This window comes from Micromonospora sp. NPDC050276, from assembly GCF_044459545.1.
GTDB lineage: Bacteria > Actinomycetota > Actinomycetes > Mycobacteriales > Micromonosporaceae > Micromonospora.
The window spans coordinates 323,204-343,745 of record NZ_JBITJA010000008.1; the positions used below are offsets into that span (position 1 = coordinate 323,204).

General features: G+C 70.5%; 27 protein-coding genes and 2 pseudogenes. 11 read left to right on the top strand and 18 right to left on the bottom strand.

Annotation, left to right across the window (positions count from 1 at the left end; all coding sequences use genetic code 11):
• Positions 1–95: 95 nt before the first annotated feature.
• The 3 genes from ACIBF8_RS20200 (at position 96) to ACIBF8_RS20210 (ending at position 2,664) form a co-directional block, all read left to right on the top strand.
• Entirely contained in the window at positions 96–1,073 is a 978-nt protein-coding gene (locus ACIBF8_RS20200) for a DUF2267 domain-containing protein (RefSeq protein WP_396784746.1), read from the top strand.
• Positions 1,074–1,188: 115 nt separating this feature from the next.
• On the top strand, positions 1,189–1,983 hold the full coding sequence (locus tag ACIBF8_RS20205; RefSeq protein WP_396784747.1) for a spermidine synthase: 795 nt from the start codon (positions 1,189–1,191) through the stop codon (positions 1,981–1,983).
• 63 nt (positions 1,984–2,046) lie between these two features.
• On the top strand, positions 2,047–2,664 hold the full coding sequence (locus ACIBF8_RS20210) for an AI-2E family transporter (RefSeq protein ID WP_396784748.1): 618 nt from the start codon (positions 2,047–2,049) through the stop codon (positions 2,662–2,664).
• Between the two features lie 15 nt (positions 2,665–2,679).
• On the opposite strand, the gene ACIBF8_RS20215 is transcribed toward ACIBF8_RS20210, so the two are convergent.
• The 4 genes from ACIBF8_RS20215 to ACIBF8_RS20230 form a co-directional block, all read right to left on the bottom strand.
• Positions 2,680–3,981, bottom strand: coding sequence for an NAD(P)/FAD-dependent oxidoreductase (locus ACIBF8_RS20215; protein ID WP_396784750.1), 1,302 nt, complete (start codon positions 3,979–3,981; stop codon positions 2,680–2,682).
• A 68-nt stretch (positions 3,982–4,049) separates the two neighbouring features.
• Positions 4,050–4,577: a GNAT family N-acetyltransferase gene (locus ACIBF8_RS20220; RefSeq protein WP_396784752.1), complete on the bottom strand. Its 528-nt coding sequence runs from the start codon at positions 4,575–4,577 to the stop codon at positions 4,050–4,052.
• A gap of 52 nt (positions 4,578–4,629) precedes the next feature.
• Positions 4,630–5,352 carry a VOC family protein gene (locus tag ACIBF8_RS20225; RefSeq protein ID WP_396784754.1) on the bottom strand — a complete coding sequence of 241 codons (723 nt, stop codon included), beginning with the start codon at positions 5,350–5,352 and terminating at the stop codon, positions 4,630–4,632.
• Between the two features lie 250 nt (positions 5,353–5,602).
• A complete protein-coding gene (locus ACIBF8_RS20230; RefSeq protein ID WP_396784756.1) occupies positions 5,603–5,839 on the bottom strand; it encodes a hypothetical protein in 237 nt (78 codons plus the stop codon).
• 208 nt (positions 5,840–6,047) lie between these two features.
• Between ACIBF8_RS20230 and ACIBF8_RS20235 the strand changes: the two genes are divergently transcribed.
• Entirely contained in the window at positions 6,048–6,467 is a 420-nt protein-coding gene (locus tag ACIBF8_RS20235) for a GNAT family N-acetyltransferase (protein WP_396784758.1), read from the top strand.
• Between the two features lie 24 nt (positions 6,468–6,491).
• Here ACIBF8_RS20235 and ACIBF8_RS20240 read toward each other — a convergent pair.
• Both ACIBF8_RS20240 and ACIBF8_RS20245 read right to left on the bottom strand, forming a co-directional pair.
• Positions 6,492–7,608 (bottom strand): annotated as a pseudogene (locus tag ACIBF8_RS20240) (IS630 family transposase).
• Between the two features lie 79 nt (positions 7,609–7,687).
• Positions 7,688–8,104: an antibiotic biosynthesis monooxygenase gene (locus ACIBF8_RS20245; RefSeq protein WP_396784921.1), complete on the bottom strand. Its 417-nt coding sequence runs from the start codon at positions 8,102–8,104 to the stop codon at positions 7,688–7,690.
• A 209-nt stretch (positions 8,105–8,313) separates the two neighbouring features.
• Between ACIBF8_RS20245 and ACIBF8_RS20250 the strand changes: the two are divergent.
• Positions 8,314–8,358, top strand: a pseudogene (locus tag ACIBF8_RS20250) (hypothetical protein); the annotation flags it as partial.
• Positions 8,359–8,438: 80 nt separating this feature from the next.
• Here ACIBF8_RS20250 and ACIBF8_RS20255 read toward each other — a convergent pair.
• From ACIBF8_RS20255 to ACIBF8_RS20265, 3 genes are all read right to left on the bottom strand, one after another.
• Positions 8,439–9,104, bottom strand: coding sequence for a suppressor of fused domain protein (locus ACIBF8_RS20255; protein ID WP_396784760.1), 666 nt, complete (start codon positions 9,102–9,104; stop codon positions 8,439–8,441).
• Positions 9,105–9,259: 155 nt separating this feature from the next.
• Positions 9,260–9,772: a hypothetical protein gene (locus tag ACIBF8_RS20260; RefSeq protein ID WP_396784761.1), complete on the bottom strand. Its 513-nt coding sequence runs from the start codon at positions 9,770–9,772 to the stop codon at positions 9,260–9,262.
• 80 nt (positions 9,773–9,852) lie between these two features.
• Positions 9,853–10,500: an RHS repeat-associated core domain-containing protein gene (locus ACIBF8_RS20265; RefSeq protein ID WP_396784763.1), complete on the bottom strand. Its 648-nt coding sequence runs from the start codon at positions 10,498–10,500 to the stop codon at positions 9,853–9,855.
• On the opposite strand from ACIBF8_RS20265, the gene ACIBF8_RS20270 reads away from it, so the two are divergent.
• The 4 genes from ACIBF8_RS20270 to ACIBF8_RS20285 all read left to right on the top strand — a co-directional run bounded on the left by ACIBF8_RS20270 (position 10,477) and on the right by ACIBF8_RS20285 (position 12,053).
• The gene (locus ACIBF8_RS20270; protein ID WP_396784764.1) at positions 10,477–10,665 is read left to right on the top strand and encodes a hypothetical protein; all 189 of its coding nucleotides are present in this window, start codon (positions 10,477–10,479) and stop codon (positions 10,663–10,665) included. The two genes, ACIBF8_RS20265 and ACIBF8_RS20270, sit on opposite strands and share 24 nt — an antisense overlap.
• Before the next feature lie 313 nt (positions 10,666–10,978).
• Positions 10,979–11,386 (top strand): pyridoxamine 5'-phosphate oxidase family protein, encoded by a 408-nt coding sequence (locus ACIBF8_RS20275; RefSeq protein ID WP_396784765.1) that lies wholly within the window; start codon positions 10,979–10,981, stop codon positions 11,384–11,386.
• Positions 11,387–11,409: 23 nt separating this feature from the next.
• Positions 11,410–11,745 carry a hypothetical protein gene (locus tag ACIBF8_RS20280; protein WP_396784766.1) on the top strand — a complete coding sequence of 112 codons (336 nt, stop codon included), beginning with the start codon at positions 11,410–11,412 and terminating at the stop codon, positions 11,743–11,745.
• A gap of 146 nt (positions 11,746–11,891) precedes the next feature.
• Positions 11,892–12,053, top strand: a complete 162-nt coding sequence (locus tag ACIBF8_RS20285; RefSeq protein ID WP_396784768.1) for a hypothetical protein — start codon at positions 11,892–11,894, stop codon at positions 12,051–12,053.
• Here the strand turns inward: ACIBF8_RS20285 and ACIBF8_RS20290 are convergent.
• The 6 genes from ACIBF8_RS20290 to ACIBF8_RS20315 form a co-directional block, all read right to left on the bottom strand.
• Positions 12,032–12,478 carry a hypothetical protein gene (locus ACIBF8_RS20290; RefSeq protein WP_396784769.1) on the bottom strand — a complete coding sequence of 149 codons (447 nt, stop codon included), beginning with the start codon at positions 12,476–12,478 and terminating at the stop codon, positions 12,032–12,034. The two genes, ACIBF8_RS20285 and ACIBF8_RS20290, sit on opposite strands and share 22 nt — an antisense overlap.
• Positions 12,479–12,512: 34 nt before the next feature.
• The gene (locus ACIBF8_RS20295; protein WP_396784770.1) at positions 12,513–12,806 is read right to left on the bottom strand and encodes a DUF6510 family protein; all 294 of its coding nucleotides are present in this window, start codon (positions 12,804–12,806) and stop codon (positions 12,513–12,515) included.
• A 35-nt stretch (positions 12,807–12,841) separates the two neighbouring features.
• The gene (locus ACIBF8_RS20300) at positions 12,842–13,606 is read right to left on the bottom strand and encodes a ferredoxin reductase (protein WP_396784922.1); all 765 of its coding nucleotides are present in this window, start codon (positions 13,604–13,606) and stop codon (positions 12,842–12,844) included.
• 7 nt (positions 13,607–13,613) lie between these two features.
• Positions 13,614–14,213 carry a sulfite oxidase-like oxidoreductase gene (locus ACIBF8_RS20305; protein WP_396784771.1) on the bottom strand — a complete coding sequence of 200 codons (600 nt, stop codon included), beginning with the start codon at positions 14,211–14,213 and terminating at the stop codon, positions 13,614–13,616.
• Between the two features lie 75 nt (positions 14,214–14,288).
• The gene (locus ACIBF8_RS20310) at positions 14,289–15,314 is read right to left on the bottom strand and encodes a TerC/Alx family metal homeostasis membrane protein (RefSeq protein WP_396784772.1); all 1,026 of its coding nucleotides are present in this window, start codon (positions 15,312–15,314) and stop codon (positions 14,289–14,291) included.
• Positions 15,315–15,544: 230 nt separating this feature from the next.
• A complete protein-coding gene (locus ACIBF8_RS20315; protein WP_396784774.1) occupies positions 15,545–15,955 on the bottom strand; it encodes a DUF2267 domain-containing protein in 411 nt (136 codons plus the stop codon).
• Between the two features lie 157 nt (positions 15,956–16,112).
• Between ACIBF8_RS20315 and ACIBF8_RS20320 the strand changes: the two genes are divergently transcribed.
• Complete coding sequence (locus ACIBF8_RS20320; RefSeq protein WP_030332551.1) at positions 16,113–16,385, top strand: DUF2795 domain-containing protein; 273 nt, start codon at positions 16,113–16,115, stop codon at positions 16,383–16,385.
• 42 nt (positions 16,386–16,427) lie between these two features.
• On the top strand, positions 16,428–17,096 hold the full coding sequence (locus ACIBF8_RS20325; protein WP_396784775.1) for a DUF1345 domain-containing protein: 669 nt from the start codon (positions 16,428–16,430) through the stop codon (positions 17,094–17,096).
• A 279-nt stretch (positions 17,097–17,375) separates the two neighbouring features.
• Here the strand turns inward: ACIBF8_RS20325 and ACIBF8_RS20330 are convergent, their stop codons facing one another.
• The 3 genes from ACIBF8_RS20330 to ACIBF8_RS20340 form a co-directional block, all read right to left on the bottom strand.
• Entirely contained in the window at positions 17,376–18,044 is a 669-nt protein-coding gene (locus ACIBF8_RS20330) for a hypothetical protein (protein ID WP_396784776.1), read from the bottom strand.
• 50 nt (positions 18,045–18,094) lie between these two features.
• Positions 18,095–19,069 (bottom strand): pirin family protein, encoded by a 975-nt coding sequence (locus ACIBF8_RS20335; RefSeq protein WP_396784778.1) that lies wholly within the window; start codon positions 19,067–19,069, stop codon positions 18,095–18,097.
• A gap of 248 nt (positions 19,070–19,317) precedes the next feature.
• Entirely contained in the window at positions 19,318–20,469 is a 1,152-nt protein-coding gene (locus tag ACIBF8_RS20340) for a hypothetical protein (RefSeq protein WP_396784779.1), read from the bottom strand.
• Positions 20,470–20,542: the final 73 nt, after the last annotated feature.

Sequence of the window (20,542 nt, forward strand, 5' to 3'; positions counted from 1 at the left end):
CCGGGTCGACCCGGGTCGGCGGGCTCCGTTTCGTTCTCCGGGACGGCGGGAAGGCGACTGGCGCAGCCACGATCCCCAGCGGAAGGGGTGCCACCATGCGCAAGCAGATGGAGGGCGACAACCAGCGGCGCCGGGCGCTGGCCCGGCAGGCCCGCGAGCAGAATCGCCAGCCCAGCGAGATCGGCGCCAGCCTGAGCGCCTCCAAGCAGCTCACCAGCCTGGACCAGGGCAAGCGCGCCGGCCCACCGCCGGCCGGACCGCACAAACCGGACACCACGCGCGGTGGGCCGGCACCGCCGGCGGTCGGCAGCGCCGACAATCCGAGGCCCCAACCGTCCCCGCCGAGTGACGCGGCCGGCGTGGGCAGCATGGGCTATCACGACCTGGTCGACGAGGTCCGGCGGCGTGCCGGGGTCGACTTCAAGACCGCCAAGGTAGGCACCGAGGCCACCGTGCTGGTTCTCGCGTTCGCCCTGGAGGCCGCCGAGCGGCAGCGGCTGCTCGCGGCGGTGCCGGCGTCGCTGCACGACGTGGTGCCGGTCGACGGCATCGAGCGGCACCAGGACCTGCCCGGCTTCCTGGCTGAGGTGGGCCGGATCAGCGGCAACACCCCGGAGCAGGCCCGGTACCAGGCGGAGGCGACGATGGCCGCGCTCGCCGAGCAGGACGGCGACCTGGTCGAGTCGTTGCACGTACCCGACGGGTTGCGCGACCTGCTGAACCCGCCGGAGGCCGGCGGCGGCCTGGTGGGCGCCTCCACCACCACACCCACCCTGGACGCCGACGAGATCAGCGCGGCGCTGGCCGACCTGCCCTACTGGTCCGGCGACAGCCAGGGCCTCTACCGGGTGGTCGCGCTGCCGCCGGACAACCTGGACCGGGTGCTGGCCCGGCTCGACCGGCTGCGCCAGGACAACGGCCGTGGCCCGAGCATCGGACGTCCGGGAGACACCGCCGCGGTGTTGACCGTGCGGACCAACCAGGCCAACGGGGTGACCGCGCTCGACGTGGACCTCGCCCGCCAGATCGACGACGCGATCGACGAGGTGGGGGCCGGCATGGCCGGCGGTTGACCGGACACGGTGACATCGGCGGGCCGGCGGAGCGGGGGCAACCCTGCGCCGCCGGCCCGTCTGCCGGGCCGGGCCACCGGCGGGACGGACTGTGGACTGGGTTAGCGTGCCGAATATGAACCGCGCCGCCGACCGGCTGGAGCTGGTCGCCGACCCGGTCCGCCGGACCGGGCGGACACTGCTGTCCGCCGGGGTCGAGCAGTCGTACGTGGACGTCGAGGACCCCCGCCACCTGCATTTCGAGTACGTCCGGCGGATCGCCTCGGCGGTGGAGGTGGCCGCCCCGGCCGGCGCTGCGCTGAGCGTCCTGCACCTGGGCGGCGGCGCGTTGACCCTGCCCCGCTGGTTGGCTGCCACCCGGCCCGGCTCTTCGCAACGGGTGGTCGAGCGGGAGGCGGCGGTGGTCGAGTTGGTCGCCCGGGAGTTGCCACCGCTGCCGTCGGAGGTGCGGGTGGAGGTCGCCGACGCCCGCGACGCGCTCACCGCCACCCCGGCCGGTCGGTACGACGTGGTGATCGCCGACATCTACCGGGCGGCCCGGATGCCCCGGCACGTCCGCACCGTCGAGTTCGCCGCCGAGGTGGCCCGCACCCTGCGTCCCGACGGGTTGTACCTGGTCAACGTCACGGACCTGCCGCCGTTGGTCGGCACCCGCGCGCAGGTGGCGACCCTGCGGGCGGCCTTCGCCGACGTCTGCGTGATCGGCGACCGCCGGATGCTGCGCGGCCGGCGGTACGGCAACCTGGTGCTGGCCGCGACCTCCCGCCCCGGCGGGCTGCCGGTGGCCCGACTGGCGGTGGCCGCCCTGCGCGACCCGGTGCCGGGCGGTCTGCTGCACGCCGACGCGCTCAACACGTTCGTCGCCGGCGCCCACCCCGTCACCGACGCGGACGGCAGCTCGCGCCCCTGATCGCCGTTGCGCCCGCAATGCCGGGTTTTCGGCGGCGCGGGCGGGGAAGGCGCGTCGGAGCCGATGGTCGCCGGGCTGCTCACGGTCATCGTGCTCGCGTACCTCATGGTGTTGGAGGCGCCGCGGATCACCCGTGGCGTGCTCGCGGCGGCCGGGGACGGTCAGGGTGAGCGGCTGCGCCGGGTGGGCCGGGAGGTGTCGCGTACCGTCACCGGCTATCTCACCGGAAACCTGCTGATCAGCGTGATCTGCGGGGTGTTGACCTACGCGGTGCTGGCCCTCACCGGGGTGCCGTTCGCGGCCGTGATCGCCCTGCTGGTGGCGGTCGCCGACCTGATACCGCTGGTCGGGGCGACCCTCGGGGCGGTGATCGCGGCCGGGGCGGGTTTCCTGCACTCCCCCACCGCCGGGGTGGTGGTGCTGGTCTTCTTCGTGGTCTACCAGCAACTGGAGAATCACCTGCTCCAGCCACTCATCCTGTCCCGCGCGGTGCGGCTGAACCCACTGACGGTGCTGGTCAGCGTGCTGCTCGCGGAGGAGCTGGCCGGTCTGCTCGGCGCGTTGCTGGCCATTCCCGCCGCCGGCATCGTCCAGACCCTGCTGCGTGAGTACGGCCCGCGCCGGCTCCGGCCCGCCCCGCCGGCCGGTCCGGCCGCGCGGCCGACCGGGTCCGCCGACTGACCGGCGCGGGAGCGCTCAGCGGGATCGGCTCGCGACCTCGGGTGTGGTGCTCTCCAACGGCACGGCGTTCGCCGGCACCAAACCCAGTTGGACCGCCGAGCGGGTCAACGCGGCGTCCAACGCCCAGTCGGCACTGACCCGCGTACGGTTCCCCGGCATCGCCATCAGGTGGTACGCCCGCGTGACCGCCTTGGCCGGCAGCCCGGCCAGGTTGACCTGCAACGGGTTCGCCGCCGCGTCCTTGCCACCCAGGTCGACGACCCAGCCCAGATCGTGGTGCTTGTACGGCTTGCGCCGGCCGAAGCCGTACGACGCGGCGATGTTGTACGCCGCGCGCTTGCCCTGCCGCTGCGCGTGCTGGGCCGTCATCCCGCAGACCTTCCCCGGGTTGACCAGGTCGGGCACGGCCGCGGCGTCGCCGCACGCGTACACCTCGGGGTAGCCCGGGACGTTGAGGAACTCGTCGGTCACCAGCCGGCCCCGGTCGGTGCGCAGGCCCAGCTCGTTGACGAACGGGTCGGGGCGCACCCCCACACACCACACCAGGGTGCAGGTCGGCACGTACTCGCCGTCGGTGAGTTTCACCCCGTCGCAGGTCGCCTCGGCCACCGAGGTGCCCATCCGGACGTCCACCCCACGCCGGTTGAGCACCTTGTGCGAGGTGTCCGACATCCGCTGGTCCAGCTCCGGCAGCACCCGGGGCGCCACGTCGAGCAACATCCAGCGGGGCCGGACGGTGAGCCGGGGCCGCTGGGCGTGCAGCGCGTCGGTGAACAACTGCCCGTGCGCGGCGACCTCGGTGCCGGTGTAGCCCGCCCCGACCACCACAAAGGTGGCCCGGGCCTGCTGCTCGGCCGGGTCCTCGGCCTGCTCGGCCAGCTCGACCTGCCGGACGATGTGATCATGCAGGTAGACGGCCTCGGGCAGGCCACGGAAGCCGTGCGCGTACTCGGTCACCCCCGGGATGGGTAGCAGCTTGTTGACGCTACCCACGGCGAGCACCAGCCGGTCGTACGCCAGCCGGTTCTTCTCCCCCTCGGCCTGGGTGAAGCCCACCCAACGGTTCTGTAGGTCGACGTGGTCCGCCTCGCCGACCACCACCCGTACGCCCTTGAGCGTCCCGGTCAGCGGCACGGCGATCCGTCTGGGCTCGACCACCCCGGCCGCCACCTCGGGCAGCAACGGCAGATACAGGAAGTAGTCGGTGGAGTTCAGCACCACGATCTCGGCCCGATCCCGGGCGATCCGGCTCAACGTCTTCGCCGCGTGGTAACCGGCGAACCCGGCCCCCACGATCACCACACGAGGTTTCGTCATTGCGGGCCGTTTCCCGTCGACGCCCGCGGCAAACGTCCGACGCGCCACCCCGTGAGGCGGGCCGCCGGTCAGGCGGGGGTTGGCGCGGTGATCGCCCACCGCTCGTGGTCGCGCCAGGCGCCGTCGATGAACAGGTAGTCCGGGGAGTAGCCCTCCAACCGGAAACCGAGCTTGCGGGCCACCCGCCGGGACGGCTCGTTGCCCGGCTGGATGTTCGCCTCCAGCCGGTGCAACCCGACCGAGGTGAACGCGTGGTCGATCACCAGGGCGACGCCCGCCGAGGCGTGCCCGGTCCCGCTGTACGGCAGGAACGCCGCGTACCCGAGGTAGCCACCACGCAGCGCGCCGAGCACGATCCCGCTGATGTTCACATAGCCGGCGATCGCGCCGCTGGCCCGGTCGCAGATCAGGTAGCCGGCGCTGTCGCGGCGGCGGATCCGGCGCAGATAGCTGTCGTACTCCTCGGGGGTCGCCGGCGCGGCCAACCACGGGTGGTGCAGGTCCCGACTGCGCCGCGCCGCGGCGATGAACTCGTCGGCGTCGGTGGGCCGGGGCCGCCGGATCGCGGCGGGACCACCGCTACGCAGGTATCTCACGGCGGACCACTCTGACCGACCGTTACGACCATTGTCCAACCGGGTGATCGAGCTAGCGGGCCGCCCGCAGGCTGAACTCCTGACCATCGGGGTCGGCCAGCACCAGTCGGCCCACCCCATCCGGGTCGGTGCCGATTCGGGTCGCCCCGAGCGAGAGCAGCCGGTCGACCTCGGCCTGCCAATCGTCGCCAGCAGCCGGGGTGATGTCGAAACGCACCCGATCCCGGCCGCCGTTCGGCATCAGCGGTGGGCCACCCCAGCTGATCTTCGTGCCGCCGTGCGGCGACTGGATCGCGGTCTCCTCGTCCTGGTCCCAGACCAGCGGCCACCCCAGCGCCTGGCTCCAGAAGTACCCGACCTGCTGCGATCCGTCGCAGGCCAGCGCACCGATGAAGCCGCAACCGGCGAGGAAGTTGTTGCCCGGCCCGATGACGTCGAACTCGTTGCCCTCGGGGTCGGCGAGCACTACGTGATCGTCGTCTGGGTCCTGGCCGATGTCGATGTGCCGTGCGCCGAGTTCCAGTGCCCTGGCCACCGTCTGCCGCTGGTCCTCCAGCGAACTGCTGGTCAGATCGAAGTGCATCCGATTCTGGACGACCTTCGGCTGCTGGTTCGGGGCGAAGCGGAGGTGGAAATCGTGGTCGTTGGTGGCTAGGAGCAGGACGCCGTCGTGTGGATCGTCGACGATCTCCCGCCCCAGGAGCCCGGCCCAGAACTGCGCGAGCCGCGGAGGCTCGCTCGCATCGAAGCTGATCGCGAACAGGTGTGTGGTCATCGCTGCGCTCATCCCCCATCCGACCGGACGTCATGCCAGCCGTCGGAGCGGGAGCCTAGGGGTGTGCCAGGTCGACCGCACCCGAGTTTCGGGTCAAGCGGTCCGCGACGGCTCCCCGCACCTGACGCCGGTCTGGTTCGTGTGCCTCGCCGGGATCTGGCGGGTCATCCCCGGTAGGGCGGGGCCACACCCCAGCCCCAGCGCGGGACCGGTGCCTGCCGGATCGGGTCTGCGTCCGGTTGGGAATTGCCTACCGCCAACCGGGTGCCCCACTCGAGGTAGCTCGTGAAGGCGGTGCGAAACTCGGGGTCATCGGGTAGGCCGACTCGTCGGCAGCGTCCATCATCACGTTGACCCACCGCCGACGCTGCACCTCGCTGATCGTCCTGCCCAGGTGCTGGCCGAGCATGTGGAGGTAGCCGCCGTGCTCCATCCTGTAGGTGGCCGGTCCGCCGAAGACCTCGGCAAGCCACACCGCTACTGCCATGACCAAGAACGTTTGCGGTGTTGGGTGACACGGCACCCGGGCTGACGGCTGGGCGGTTGCCGCGAGTCCGGATGTTGGCGAGCATCTGGGTGCGGCCTAGGATTCGGCGGTGGGCTCCTTGCTGGCTGTTCGCCCAGCCCGGGTCGATGACGTCGCCCAGATGGCGTGTGTGCATGTTCGGTGCTGGCAGGAGACGTATCGAGGACTCATGTCGGATGCGGTGCTGGATGATCCGGGTTTCCCGGCTGCTCGGGAACGGTTTTGGACTGCTGCTTTGACCGACAAGCGCTATCGCGAGAACCGGGCGGCTGTGGCCGAGCGGGAGGGCAAGCTGGTCGGGATCGCGATGTCGGGTCCGCCGCTGGACGCTGCGGCGACGTGGGCGAGGCAGCTGTATGTGCTCTATGTGCATGCCGCCGATCACGGTAGGGGTGCTGGGCGGGCGTTGTTGCAGGCCGTTATCGACCCCGGGGAGTCGGCGGCGCTGTGGGTCGCCGATCCGAACCCTCGCGCGCAGGCGTTCTACCGCAAGCACGGCTTCGTTGCTGATGGGACGGCCCAGGTCGAGGACGGCGTGCGGGAGATTCGCATGGTCCGCGACGTGCAGGCGCCGTCGCTGGTGTCGTGAACACGAACGTTTGAGGTGTTGGGGTCAGGCTGCGTGTGCGGCGGGTTGGCCCCAGCGTCGTTGTCGTTCGCTACGGATTCGGGCGCGTTGGCGGCGTTGGGCGGTCAGGACGTCGGGGTGGCGGGCGTTGACGTTGCGCCACCGCAGGTAGGCCTGCAGCTTTCGGGTCATCGCCGGGTGGTTCGGATAGTTGGAGCCGGCGACGACGAAGGTGCGCAGTGGCCCGAACTGGGCCTCGATCGGGTTGGCCCAGGAGGCATAGGTCGGGGTGAAGCAGAGTTCGACCTTGTTCCGGGCCGCCCACCTGCGGATCTTCGAGCCTTTGTGGGCGGACAGGTTGTCCAGGATGACGTAGATCGGTGCCCCGTCCGGGCGGGCGGCGCGGATCGACTTGAGCGCGGCGAGGTGTTCGCGGCGCTCTTGCGACGTCGGACGACGCCCCAGAGTTGGTCGTCGCCGACGGAGTAGCAGCCGTGGAACTGTCGGACGCCGTGCAGCTTGTGGTAGTTCGCGGGCAGTCGGCGCGGATGGCCCGCGGGTGCCCACCCGGTGCCGGCCTGGGGGCGGATCACGAGGGGTCCGAACTCGTCGAAGGCGAACACTCGCTGCGGGAAGTGGGCGCTGACGTACTCGATGCGGGCGAGTTTGGCATCGCGGTGCGGGTCGGTGGACTCCTCCACGTCTTGGTCCGCTGGAAGGTGATCCGGTGCTGGTGCAGGATCTGCCGCAGCCGTTCCCGCCCCACCACGATCCGACGCGCGGCATGAAGGTGCAGGTGGTCGGCGAGCTTGCGGAGGCTCCACCGGGTGAACGGCCGCCCCAGCTTCTCGGGGCGGGTGTTGGCCGTCGCGACGATGAGCTGCTCTTCGTCGCTACTGATCTGGCGGGGACGGCGACCCGCCCACTGAGGGGCCAGGCTCGCCATGCCCATCTCGTTGAACCGGTGGATGACCTGCCGGATCGTGTCCTCATCAGCCTGCACCAGGCGGGCGATCGCCGGCACCGTGTTCCCACCGGCCGAGGCGAGCACGACCATCGCCCGCCTCAGTCGGATCGCCGAGCCGGTGCCCCGGCGAGTGATTCTGAGCAGCTGTTGACCTTCCTGATCACTCAGCCGCCGCACACGTACAAGATCTGCCACCGCCACAGCCTGACCGGCACAACGCCGCCCGGCCGACAGTCCGCGCGGCGTGTCATACCAACACCGTGAACGTTCGTGGTCACGGCACTGCGTACCGGGCGTGGTCGGGGTGCATGTGCGCGAACATCGGCGCAAGCAGGTCGTCGGAGCGGACCAGGCGGTAGAAGGCATCGCAGAGCCTCATGAACGCGTCGGTGCCGCCGGCCCACTGGTACAAGCTCGGCGGCGCGGCGCCACCAGGGCCGGCAACCGACGTTCGGGCGTAATGCCGCATCTCCTGAATGTCCTCAACGTACGGCTTGATCGCAGCGAAGAACTGCCCGAATACCGGGCCGCCCCGAAACCCTTTGAGGTGCTCATCCACAGATGTCCAGGTGATGCGCAGCAGGTAGCAGGCGGGGTCGTCCAGGCAGCGGCTCAACTCGTAATCCATACACTGCGGCGCGGCACGTAACGCGACAGCGGCCCGCTCGTACGCCGCCTCGAAACCGTCCAGCCGTTTCCTGCGGGACGCGGTACCTGATGTTCTCGATCACCATGGCTACAGCTCAACACCCGCAGCGGTGATGATCAAGTACGCACCATTTGGTACGTGCCGAGGGAGGCCACGATGCCCAAGCGATACCACTGCCCGGTGGAGCTCGCCGTCGACGTTGTCGGCGGAAAATGGCGACCGGTGATCCTGGCCCATCTCAAGGCGAGAAGATGCCGACAAAGCGTCTGCGCGAGTTGGAGGCCGACGGGCTCGTCCTGCGGCACGACCACGAGACCACATCACCTCATGTCGAGTACCGGCTCACCGAGGATGAAAAAGGCTGTGAACGCAACTTCTACGTGAGGCCGTGCTCGGGCGTGCCACCTGCATCGCCGGCTGGTTGCTGGCCCGCTCGGCCGTGCCCACGTGTGCGTAGTGCTGACCGCCGGAGGTCGGAAATATCGACGTCCTGCTCCTCAAGGACATCGTAGAGATGCTCGGGTCCCCGGGACGCCACAAGATCGGCTTCCACCTCGTAGGCGGGTACCAACAGGCAGAAATTGGTCTCACCCGTGGGGCCAGCGACGAACTGGAAATCCTCCTCGAAAAGGGCTGCCGGGGTTGGCAGGAGAAACCTCATCCCGAAGCTGGACGGCACGTCGACGTCCAAGCGAATCGGCTCATCCCACGAAAGGAGTCGCCCCTGCTGCGCGTAACGCACCGCGCAGGACATCACGAAGTCCAGCATATCTGGGCCCATAAATTGGCCATCCAACACGAAGAGCAACTCCTGGGCGTAACCGTCCCGACGAGCCCAGCCACGCTGACGGGCGAGGCTGGCCAGCCCATCCGTGACCATGGTCACCTGCCCGTCATTCGGCACCTCGGCGAATCCATGAAGACGAATCACAGCCCCATCAGGGACAGCCTCATCAAGGACGCTGAAAGGTTTGCCGAGAAATTGGCGGAGATGACTCTCGACGTCGTGCGAAACCGCTCCCCGGCGACTGAACTTCACCATGATCGCCCCATTCTGGTAGTTCCCCTAGATTAACGCAATCGACCGAAGGCTGAGGTGGGGGTCCGGCCGGACCCCCACCTCAGCGGCACGTCACTGGTCGGCGCGGTTACACTGCTGACATCTTGCCCGAAGATTGAGCAGGTGGTTGTAGGCGTTCAGGAATGCCTTGCGGCTCGCCCACGCTTCTTTAACTTGCGCAACTTGTAGATGTGGTCGATGTCCCAGTCCCGGAACCACCGTTTCCCTTGCTTAACCTTCCCGCCGATCTGAATGCCGCAAGTCGTGCAGCGCGAAACGCCGCTACTGTCTCGCGATCGGTCGAGTACTTTTTTCGCGATTCCCGAACGGAAACCGCGTGGGCGCTTGCAGACCGCACTGTTGTTGTGGGCGAGAACATCGATACCGTCTACCGCGACGACAAAAGTGTGGACAGCAGCGACATTGAGGTTGTAGACCTCACTGTCGGCCACCCAGCCACGGTCGACGACTGCGCCAACCTTCGTGACGCCACCGTCGCCATCCTCGACCAGGACATCGCCGGGGCGAATGCCCCGCCGACCAGAGAAGACCTCCAGAACGCTTTCTTGGTGGACCGCTCCGGTATCCGGGTCGACCGCCACAACGTAATCGCCGATTCCGATGCTCGCAATGGGCGCATAATCGCCCATCATTACCGGCGTGTCGGCCGTGAACGAGTTGCAGCGCCCGAGCCTCGCAGCCCTTCGCCACTTTGCGCATCTTGCGCGCCTTACGTAGCTGCGGCACGGGCGGCGCCTACTGCCAGGCGGGCCCCCTTCACGGCAGCCCCCGCGCCGACCATCGCCGCAGCAGCGCCACCGATGGCCCGGGCGGCTTCGCGCCAGTTGCCGGTCGCTGCGTATGAGACGGCGGATACCACGCCGGCGATGGTGCCGATGGGCCCGGGGATCATCGAGGCGTAGGAGGCAACCTTGGCGACCTTGGAAAGGCCACGTTTGATGCTGCCCCAGCCTAATCTGCCGTCGAGGTCGACGCAGTTGACCGGGTCGCCTGCGCAGTAGTCGTAGGCGGTGGCGTTACCGCCGTCGACCGGGCCGATCCGGAGGAAGCGCCCAATTCCTGGTGAGTAGAGGCGGACGCCCATCAGGATGGCGTCGCCCATTGCCTCGCCGGAGCGCTGCTTGCCGCCCAGCCAGCCGTAGCGCTGATCAGCCTGCCCGGCCACTGGAACGCCGAACTCGTCGTAGCCGTAGAACTCCGGCTCCAGCAGTGCCGTGTCGATCGTCGCGGCCACGTCGCCGTGCAGGTTGACCAGTTGTAACCGGATGTCGCCGGTGTTGGAGGTGGCTGCCGGGCCTGTGGCGGCCCGTGGCCCTGCCCGACCGCCCGGCTGGTGCTGAAGGCCGAACACGAGCACGACCTGATCGGCCTGGCCATCTACCTGTGCGGGCAACTGCACGAGGCCACCCGGGACCTCTACCGGCTCAACCCCGCCGAGGCACCCGGCCCGCAGGCGATGTTCGCTCGGTTCGTCGGCTGGACCCCGTACCGCCGGACTTTCGTCTCGCCACCACCGGACTGACGTGCTGGATCGTGGGACGGACGAACCACGGCGCCCACCACGGGGTGAGTGCGACGGCGAGCACGGTGATGACTGTTTGCCCGATCCGGGCAGTCTGCCTCAGCCGGGCAGCGCCGACCGAACGGTCAGAGCGGGCCGGGGAACGTCTGCTCCATCGGCATCGGTACCTGGAGGAAGGTGGTGCCGCGCGGGCCGCCCGTACCGGTACCGCCATCTCCGAACCCTCTACTGCCTGAACCGACGGGCCGCACGCGACCTCACAGCAGACGGAAAGTCGTCGTCGGGACGTGCGGCGTCGTGATCCACTGGCCCGGTGAGCCACACCCCCTCGCACCCGCCAGCCGACGTCGAGGTACGACTGACCGACGAGTCGAACGTCTGGCTGTGCACGGTGCGACGCGACGGGTCCCCGCACGTGACACCGGTCTGGTTCGTCTACCTCTCCGCGACGTTCTGGGTCGGTTGTGAGGGCCGCAGCGTCAAGGCCCGCAACGTCGTGGCCGACCCACGGGTGTCCCTGGCGCTGGAGAGCGGCAACGCGCCCGTGGTGGCCGAAGGCGCCGCCCAAGTGCACCGGGCCGGGTTCCCCAGCACGGTCGTCGAGGCGTTCGCGAGCAAGTACGACGGCTGGGACGTCGGCAGGCAGGTCAACCCGGACAGCGAGCGGGTGCTGTTGGAGATCCCGGTCCGGCGGTGGCTGCTCGCGGGCACCGCGCAATGAGTCGTCGATGCGAGAATCGACCGGTGGAGAACGAGCTGAGGGCGGCTCTGGCGGGCGTTCGAGACACGTTCGGCCGTTACCCTCTCCGCGCGGTGCTCGACGGCTGCCCAAACTGCCGGGGCTCCGTGCTGGTCGACGAGCACGACCTGTTCACACTGACCGTCAGCCTCGGCAGCACGGTCGGCGGCCGTGCGGACGTGAAGGCCCTGCTCCCCGTGCTCCTTGAGCGCCTGCTCGGCTCCGACGACCTCGACCCGGACATCGTTCTGGGCAAACTCCCTTATCAGGAATGGCGCACCTGGCCGCGCGTCGAGCAGCAGGCCATCGACGCCTACCTCGATGTGGTGTGGCGGTCCTAGCTCGCCGACCACCCGCCGCGGCTCGGGTCGTTCACCGATCCGGCGACCTTCCTCGACGCGGCACGCGCGGCCGCGAGCGAATCGAACGATTCCTCGACGTCTGGGACGCCACGCCCACCCCGTCGGCAGACCGTCACCTGGCCGAGATGGTCAGCAGACTCAACTTCGCCAGGCAGAAGCCGAGCGCCCTCGGCGACTGGTTACGCCGAGCGGCGACCCGCGACCGCCTGTACCGCGCGTGGGAACGTGACTACGACTCGCCGTGGGCCGACGACCTCGCCCGGGCCTACGATCTCCTCCGTGTCTGAACTGGCCTGCCGCTTCGACTACGAGAGCTGATGAACCACGGTGTTAGCCACGGAGTGAGCGCGACGAGACCGACGGCGAGGGCGGTGATGACGGCCTGCCCGATCCGGCCCGGGGTGACCCCGCCCGCCGGGTCCAGCACGTAGTTGGCGTACCCGTTCGCGGCCGCGTCCGTCACCAGCACCGCGCAGCCCAGCACGAGCCCCTGCACCCGGCGGGCGGCCAACAGCAGCGCCGCCAACGGATCCCACAACGTCAGGGACGTGAAGTAGAACGTCAGCCACCCGGGCAGGGCGAGCTGCGGCCCGAACTGGGGCAGGAGCAGCTGCACCACGTGCACCGCGGTGCCGTAGGCGAAGACCAACACGGCGACAGCCACCACGCACCGGGCCGCGAGCGGCACACCACGCCATCGACCGGTGCTCATCCGGCCATGTTGCCCCAGCCGGGCAACCGATCCGTCAGAGCGGGCCGGGGAACGTCTGCTGCATCGGCATGGGGACCTGGAGGAAGGTGGTGCCGCGCATGTCCAGCCAGGCCCGGTCCGGCCCGCGCACCAGGCGCACCATAACCGCCTCACAGGAGGGGCAGCGGGCGACGAGACCCGGGGCGTGCGAGTAGACGTGCAGGCTGGCCATCGACCCGGTCATCCCGCAGTTTTCGCAGCGGCCCATCGCGCTGCTCAGGTCGACGGTGAACAGCTCACGCATCGGGCCGTCGAGCATGTTGCCGTCCAGGTACGACATCTCGGTCATCGAATCTCCTCGACACTGCGTGGGCGAGCGGATGGTCAGCCGGTCGGGCCGAAGCGTTCGGTCTTGACCCGGCGCGACGGGTGGCCGAGCCCCACCAGCAGGTCGGCCACGGTCTCCACGAACGCGGTCGGGCCACAGACGTAGGTGAGCGGTTCCAGGTCCGGTGGCCACCCGTGCGTGTTGACGTCCGCCAGCCCGATCCGGTGCGGCTCGCCGCGCCAGCCCTCGGGCGCCTCGCGGGTGTAGACGTACGCGACGTCCAGCCCGAAGTCGTCGCGGACCCGACGGCGCAGCTCGTCGGCGTAGATCACGTCGCCCGGCGTGCGCACCGAGTAGATCAGCCGGAACGGCGCCTTGCTGCCCACCGCCCGCCGGGCCCGGATCATCGCCATCAACGGCACGACGCCGGAGCCGCCGGCGACGAGCTGCACCGGCGCGGTCTCCTCGGGCCGCCAGATGAACCAACCACCGAGGGGTCCGCGGACCTCCACCGGGTCGCCGGCACCAAAGACATCAATGAGGTACGGGGACACCTCGCCGTCGTGCACCCGCTGCACGGTCACCTCGATGCGCGGGCCGCCCGGGCCGTCCACCGCCGGCCCGGCGATCGAGTACGAGCGGGCCGCCTGGTAACCGTCGGCGGCGGTGAGCCGCAGGTCGACGTGCTGCCCGGGCAGGTGCCCCGGCCAGTCCGGCACCTCCAGCACCAGGGTCTGCGCGGTCGGTGTCTCGACCCGGCGCTCCACCAGCCGGCCTACCTGCCAGCGGTTGGGCGTCCGGGTCGGGGTGCTCGTCGCCACGGCGCGCTCAGTCACCCTGGTACCGCTGTTCGCGCCACGGGTCGCCGTAGTCGTGGTACCCGGCGGTCTCCCAGAACCCCGGCTCGTCCATCGTCTTGAGCCGGAGGCCGCGCACCCACTTGGCGGACTTCCAGAAGTACAGGTGCGGTACCAGCAGTCGCGCCGGCCCGCCGTGCTCGGCGGGCAGCGGCGCGCCGTCGAAGGTGTGCACCACCCATGCCTGACCACCGCGCAGGTCGTCCAGCGGCAGGTTGGTGGTGTACCCGCCGTAGGAGTGCGCCAGCGCGAAGTGCGCCCCGGTGTCGACGTCGGCGAGCAGCGTGTCCAGGGAGACGCCCTGCCAGGTGGTGCCGAGCTTGGACCAGCGGGTGACGCAGTGGATGTCCACCGTCGGCGTCTCCTGCGGCAGGGCCATCAGCTCCTGCCACGACCAGCGGTGTTCGCTGCCGTTCTCGGCGGAGATGACGAACTCCCAGGTGTCCAGGGACACCCGGGGCGTCGGCCCGGCCGAGAGCACCGGAAAGTCCTCGGTCAGATACTGACCGGGTGGCAGGGCCGGCTCCTGCGTTCGGGGCCGACCCTGGAAGCCCGGTGACACGATTCCCATTGCACAGTCGTACCACCCGCGCCGGCCGGGGCGGGAGCTTTCCCGCGTACCCCGTCGTCAGCCGGCGCGGCGCGGTCAGTGCCGTTCCGCGACGACCTTGCGGTCCTCGGGCAGGTCACTGCCCCGGGTCGCGCGCAGGCTGGTCAGGGTGACCACCACCAGCACACCGATGATCACGCCGAGCGAGGCGAGGGTGGGGATCTGCGGCACGCTGTCCCAGATGCCGTGCGCCCAGTGCAGGCCCAGCTTGAGGCCGATGAACGCCAGGATGATGGCCAGGCCGTAGCTGAGGTGCACCAGCCGGCTCAGCGCCGCGTGCAGGACGAAGTAGAGCGCCCGCAGGCCGAGTAGGGCGAACGCGTTGGTGGCGAAGACCAGGTACGGGTCCTCGGTGATGCCGTAGACCGCCGGCACCGAGTCGACCGCGAAGACAATGTCGGTGGCCAGCACCGCGACCACCACCAGTGCGAGCGGCGTGAGTGCCCGCTTCGCGCCCTGCCGGACGGTCATCTTGGTGCCGTGGTAGTCGTCGACCACCGGCATGATCTTGCGCAGCAGTTTCACCGACCGCATCTTGTTGATGTCGACTTCCTGCTGATGCCCGGACATGGCGTCGCGCAGCAGCTTCACCGCGGTGGCGATGAGGATGATCGCGAACAGCAGGAAGGCGAAGTCGAGGGTCTGCAACGCCGCCGCGCCGAGGGCGATGAAGACGGCCCGCAGCACCAGCGCGCCGGCGATGCCGTAGAGCAGCACCCGCTGGGCGAGCACCGCCGGCACCGCGAACGCCGCCAGCAGCAGCATGAAGACGAAGAGGTTGTCGACGGAGAGGGACTTCTCCACCAGGTAACCGGTCAGGTACTGCACGCCCTGCTCGGAGCCGTAGCGGGACCAGATCCACGCGCCGAACGCCAGCGGCAGCGCTATGTAGAACGCCGACCAGCCGACGGCCTCCCGCATGGACACCTCGTGCGGGCGGCGCGTGACCAGGAAGTCCAGCACCAGCAGCAGGATGACCCCGATGATGGTGACCGCCCACAGCGTGGGCGTGCCCACCGACGACAGGTCGCTGGCGGCGGACAGATATGACACTTGGCTCATCTGGGGTCTCCTCGAACACCGTCATGTTCGAGGTCTCCTTCACCCACCACCTGGTGGGCAACCACCCGAGGCGCGCCGGGCGCGCCGTACTGACCGGAATGGTTCGTGGGAAGTACTCCCCTCGCACGACAAGGTTAGGCCAGGCTGAATCGGCATGCCAAGCGGTACATCGATGGTTGCCCTGGTAAACCGCTGTGCGTGCCCCGCGATGGCGCTGTCAGCCGCCGTGGTCAGCCCCGGCGCAGCGTCGCGCCCGGGGCCATCGCCTGCTCCACCAGCTCCCGATAGTCACGCGGCAACTGGGTCGCCACGTCGTCGAACTCGCCTCCGGTGATCGCCTCACGCAGGGTGGTGAAGACCGCCCGGGTGGCATCCCGGGCGGCGGGCTCCTGCACACCGGCACGCGACGCGACCCGGGCGACGAACTCCGCCGCGCCGAACCGGTCCGCCTGCTCGGTGCTGGGGCTCGGTTTGAGCACCAGTTGCAGCGGCTGGGGCAACTGGGCGGCCAGGTCCAGGACCTCACCGCCGGTCAACCGCTCGGCGAACGTCTCCAACACGGCCCGGGTCAGCTCGACCGCCCGCTCGGACGACGTGGCGGTGCGCTGGGAAACCTGGTCGATGAAGGTGTCGTAGTTCATCGCGTACTCCCTTGGGCTCGCGTCGGCGATTGCGGGTACCCGAAGCGGCGGCGGAGAAACGGCGCCGGGATTCCTCCTCCGGGGCGGGCGTGACCGTCCGGCGGGCGGGTAACCGCCGCCGGTCGTCACCACATCGATGCCCGAGGGAGCCCACGCCATGGCGAGCTACGCCGACGTCCTGCAGTACCTGTCGAGCCTGGACTACCCGGCCGAGAAGGACGACGTGGTCCGCGAAGCGGAACGGGAGGGCGCCCCGCCGGACGTGCTGAAGGCGCTGCGCGCCCTGCCGCCGGTGGACTACGCCAACGGGACCGAGGTGGCCCGGTCGGCCGGGATCGAGGCGGCGCCCGAGGTGGGCCCCGCCCAGCGTGCCGAGCAGGCCCGGGACAAGAAGCACAACCGGGTCTCGCAACACCTGCGCGGCATCTGACCCAGCGGTGACGCCCACAGTCCGGCGGCAGGACCGTCACCGATGACCTACACCGGCGGCCCGGCCCGGCCGGTGGACGTGCGCTTCCCCGCCGCGCGGCAGCTCGCCGTGGTGGCGGTGGTCGGGGTCATCGCCGGCGGCGCCTTCACGCTGGTGCTGCCACTGCCGCTCGCCGCGCTGGCCGGCTGGGACGTGGGCGCGCTGAGCTGGCTCGTGCTGGTCTGGCACAAGCTCTGGCCGATGGACGCCGAGCGCACCGCCCAACTGGCCGTCCACGAGGACCCGAACCGGGCGATCCGGGACGCGCTGCTGCTCGTCGCCTGCCTGGCCAGCCTGCTCGCCGTCGGGCTGGTCGTGGCCAGCGCGCAGAGCGCGCCCCCCGGCACGACCCGGGAACTGCACAGCGGTCTGGGCGTGCTCAGCGTGGTGCTGTCCTGGTTCGTGGTGCACACCGTGTTCGCCGCCCGGTACGCCCGGATCTACTACACCGGCCCGGACGGTGGGGTGAACTTCAACCAGCCCGAGCCGCCGCGCTACTCCGACTTCGCGTACATGGCGTTCACCATCGGGACGACGTTCCAGGTTTCCGACACCAACCTGACCAGCAACGAGATGCGTCGCACGGTGCTGCGGCACTCGTTGGTGTCATACCTGTTCGGCGCGTTCATCATCGCCGTGACGGTGAACCTGCTGGCGGGTCTGGCCCGGTGAAGACGCCGGCTTGCTGTCGCTTTCCGGCCGCGCGGCTCCCCGGAGCGCGACACGGGGCGGGGCCGAACGAAGGGCCGGGACAGGCGGGCGCCCCTGGTCACGAACCGCGACCTAGGGCGCCACGCAAGCCTGCCCAGGCGGTGAACCGCATCCGAACCGGTCGCGGTCACCAGGCGGTGGAGGTCCGCTCGAACCGAGCGGCCAGCACTGCCGGGTCCAACCATACGGCAGAGCATCCTCCGTTTGGTCAGAATCTGGCGAAGTGTGGGCCACGGCACGTCACGCTCGACCGGCCACCTCCGCGTACCGGTGCTCCAGGTCGACCCGGGCCAGCGCCCCCACCAACCAGGCCAGCCGCTCCGACTCGCCACTGGCCAGGCCGGCTAGGTCGGCCGCGGACCGGCCCAGGCCGAGCCGGCGGGCGGCAGCCAACGCCCGCCGGTCGGCGACCGGAGCCACCTCCCGCCACAGCGCCTGCGCCTCGCGGAGAAACAGGTCGACAACCGAGTCGTCCACGCCGGGAAGCTCGGCGAGGAGCGCCCGCTCCCGGGCCGGGTCGTGATGCGCCACCGCCCGCAACCGCCGCAGATCACCCCGGTACCGCTCGACCACCGTCCGGGCCAGGTCACCCAGCACGGCGGCCAGCGCGTCCACGTCACCACGCTGGCCGCTGTCACGCAGCACCCGCACCCGGTCCTCGTGCAACGAACGCGCCAGCCGGGCCGCGCTGTCCCACCCCTCGTCACGCAACGCCCGCGCCCCGTCCAACGCCCGCCGGAAGTCACCACGACGGGCCAGCAGCACCGACAGGTAGAGCACCTGGAACAGGCTCGCCGGATTGTTGGTCACCCGAAACCCGTACTGCTCGGCGAAGCCGCGCCCGCTGCCGGCGAGCCGGCGCGCCAGACGTTTACGGTCCTCCACCGGAGTGATCAAAGTGGTCGCCATGCCGGCGACTACCCACACCACCGGGGTCGCACACCGGCCGCTCGGGCCCGTCAACCGTGCAGGCCGCCCGTGCGGTCCCGGGCCTTGAGGCGGGTGGTGGGCAGGGCGGGCGCGGGCAGCGGTGGCGCTGGATCGTCGGCGACCGCTCCGAAGCGTGCATCGCCGGCCATCCAGTCGTCCCGGGCGGCGGCGATCTCCTCGTGGGAGCGGCCGACGAAGTTCCACCACATCACCAACGGCTCCTCGAACGGCGTACCGCCCAGCAGCAGCAACCGGGCCCCGGCCCCGCCCCGCACGGTCAACTCCCGGCGACCCGAGCCCAGATACAGCAGCGCCCCGGGCTCGAACCCGACCCCGGCCGCCTCCGCGGACCCGGACATCGCCAGCACGGCGTACTCGAAATCGGGCTGCAACGACAGCGTCGCCGGCGCGGTGCCGCGCAGCTCCAGCTGCACGCCCACCAGCGGGGTGTGCACCACCGCCGGTGACCGCTCCCCGGCGAACTCGCCGACCAGCAGGGTGACGTCCAGGTCGCCGTCCTGCCAGCGCGGCAGGTCGGCGTGGTGTGCGAAGTCGGCCGCGCCGGCTCGCGCCGGGTCGGGCAGCGCCACCCAGAGCTGCACGCCGTGCATCACCGGCGGATGGATGGCCGGCGACCGCTCCGAGTGGGCGATGCCGTTGCCGGAGGTCATCACGTTCAGCTGGCCGGGCACGATCGGCTGCACGTTGCCGAGGCTGTCCCGGTGCAGGATCTCCCCGTCGAGCAGCCACGTCACCGTCTGCAGGCCGGTGTGCGGGTGCGGCGGCACCTCCATGCCGGGCCGCTGCGCCACATCGTCCGGGCCGAAATGATCCACGAAACACCACGCCCCGACCATCCGCCGAGCGCGCTGCGGCAGCAGCCGCCGCACCGTGGTGTACCGACCCAACGGCACGTCGTGGCCGGGCAACAACACACTGCCGGGATCGACGTCGGCCACGCCAGGCGGTCGGGTCTGCGCCAGCATCGATTCAGTACGCTCCACCGCCCGACTGTACGCTCACGCCCACCCGCGACCGCTGCGCTTCCCGGCAGGTGCGGTCGGGCTCACCACGGTGAGCGTGTGCGCGTGGGCTTGTCTCGGCGTGGGCTTGTCTCGGCGTTGGGCCTGGCTCGGCGTGCGCCTGTCTCGGCATGGGCTTGTCGGCGTGGGCCTGGCTCGGCGTGCGCCTGGCTCGGCGTGCGCCTGGCTCGGCGTGCGCCTGGCTCGGCGTGGGCCTGGCTCGGCCGCGCCTATTGGTTGCTGGAGGAGACGAACACGCTGTTCGCACCGGCCACCAGGTCCAGGTACAGGCGCTCCGCCGACCGGTCCCAACCCGGCGTACCCAGCACCGAACCCGCGGCCACCCCGTCCCAGCGGTCGTCGCGTACCACCACCGAACCGGCGCCGGCTCCCACCCGAACCCGCACCGGAGTCTCCCCGAGGAGCCGGACGTCGAGCTGACTGGTGCCACCGGTCAGTCGTACGGTCAGCGGGCTGGCGGTGCCGCCGGGGTTCCCGCCGGAGGTGTTGCCGGGGGCGGTGTCGCCCGAGGCGGTGTCGCCCGAGGCGGTGTCACCCGAGGCGGTGTCACCCGAGGCGGGGGCGGTGATCGGCGGCAGGAGGATCTCGGTGCGGCTGGAGCCGCCGGCGAGTTCCACGGCCAGCAGCCGGGCCCGGCGCAGGTCCATCACCTGGCTGCTCACCCCGCCGACGAGGTGGAGACGCCAGGCGACCCGCTCGTTGAGCAACACCCGCACGGTCCGCGGCCCGCGCGTCCCGGACTCCACGAGGTCAAGCCGCACGGTCTCCCCCCGCACCGCCGGTCGGCCCGACACAGCCGAGCCGGCCGGGGTACTGATCCGGTACAGGTCACCACCCAACTCGGCCACCCGCAGCTCGAACGACGACAGCCCATCCGCGAGCACGAAGGTGCCCTGCTGCCGACCCGCCAGCGGCGCTGTCAACACTTGCGCGGCGGCAGCACCCGCACCACCGCGGCGACCACCAGCGGCGCCCGGGTCAGTGCCGCCCTCCGGACGGCTGCCGGGGCGAACATCATCGGCGCGAGTACCGTCCGCGCGAGCGCCGTCGGGTTGGCCGGCGTAGGTCATGCCAAGGCGATCGGGGTCGGCAACGATCACCGCGACCGCCGCCGTACCCAGGAGCAACACGACGGCGGCAGCAGCCACCAACAGACGAGCACCAGTCGACCACCGTCGTGGTGCCACCGCGCCCGAGGGCTCGGGCGCCGACTCCGGTTCGCGATCCGCGCCGTACCCCACTGCGGCCATGCCTCGATCCCTCCGCCGGTCCCCGTCCAGGGGTACGTACCCGTCGGCCGATCGGATCACCCGGCGCCGGTCACCCAACTCCGGTACGTCGCGGGCGTGGAGCGTGGACATGCCGTTGGCCGGCACCCCGGGTTTGCGGGTGCCGGCCAGCGGTCGGTGTCGGGCTGTTCTGCTGTTCGGTGGT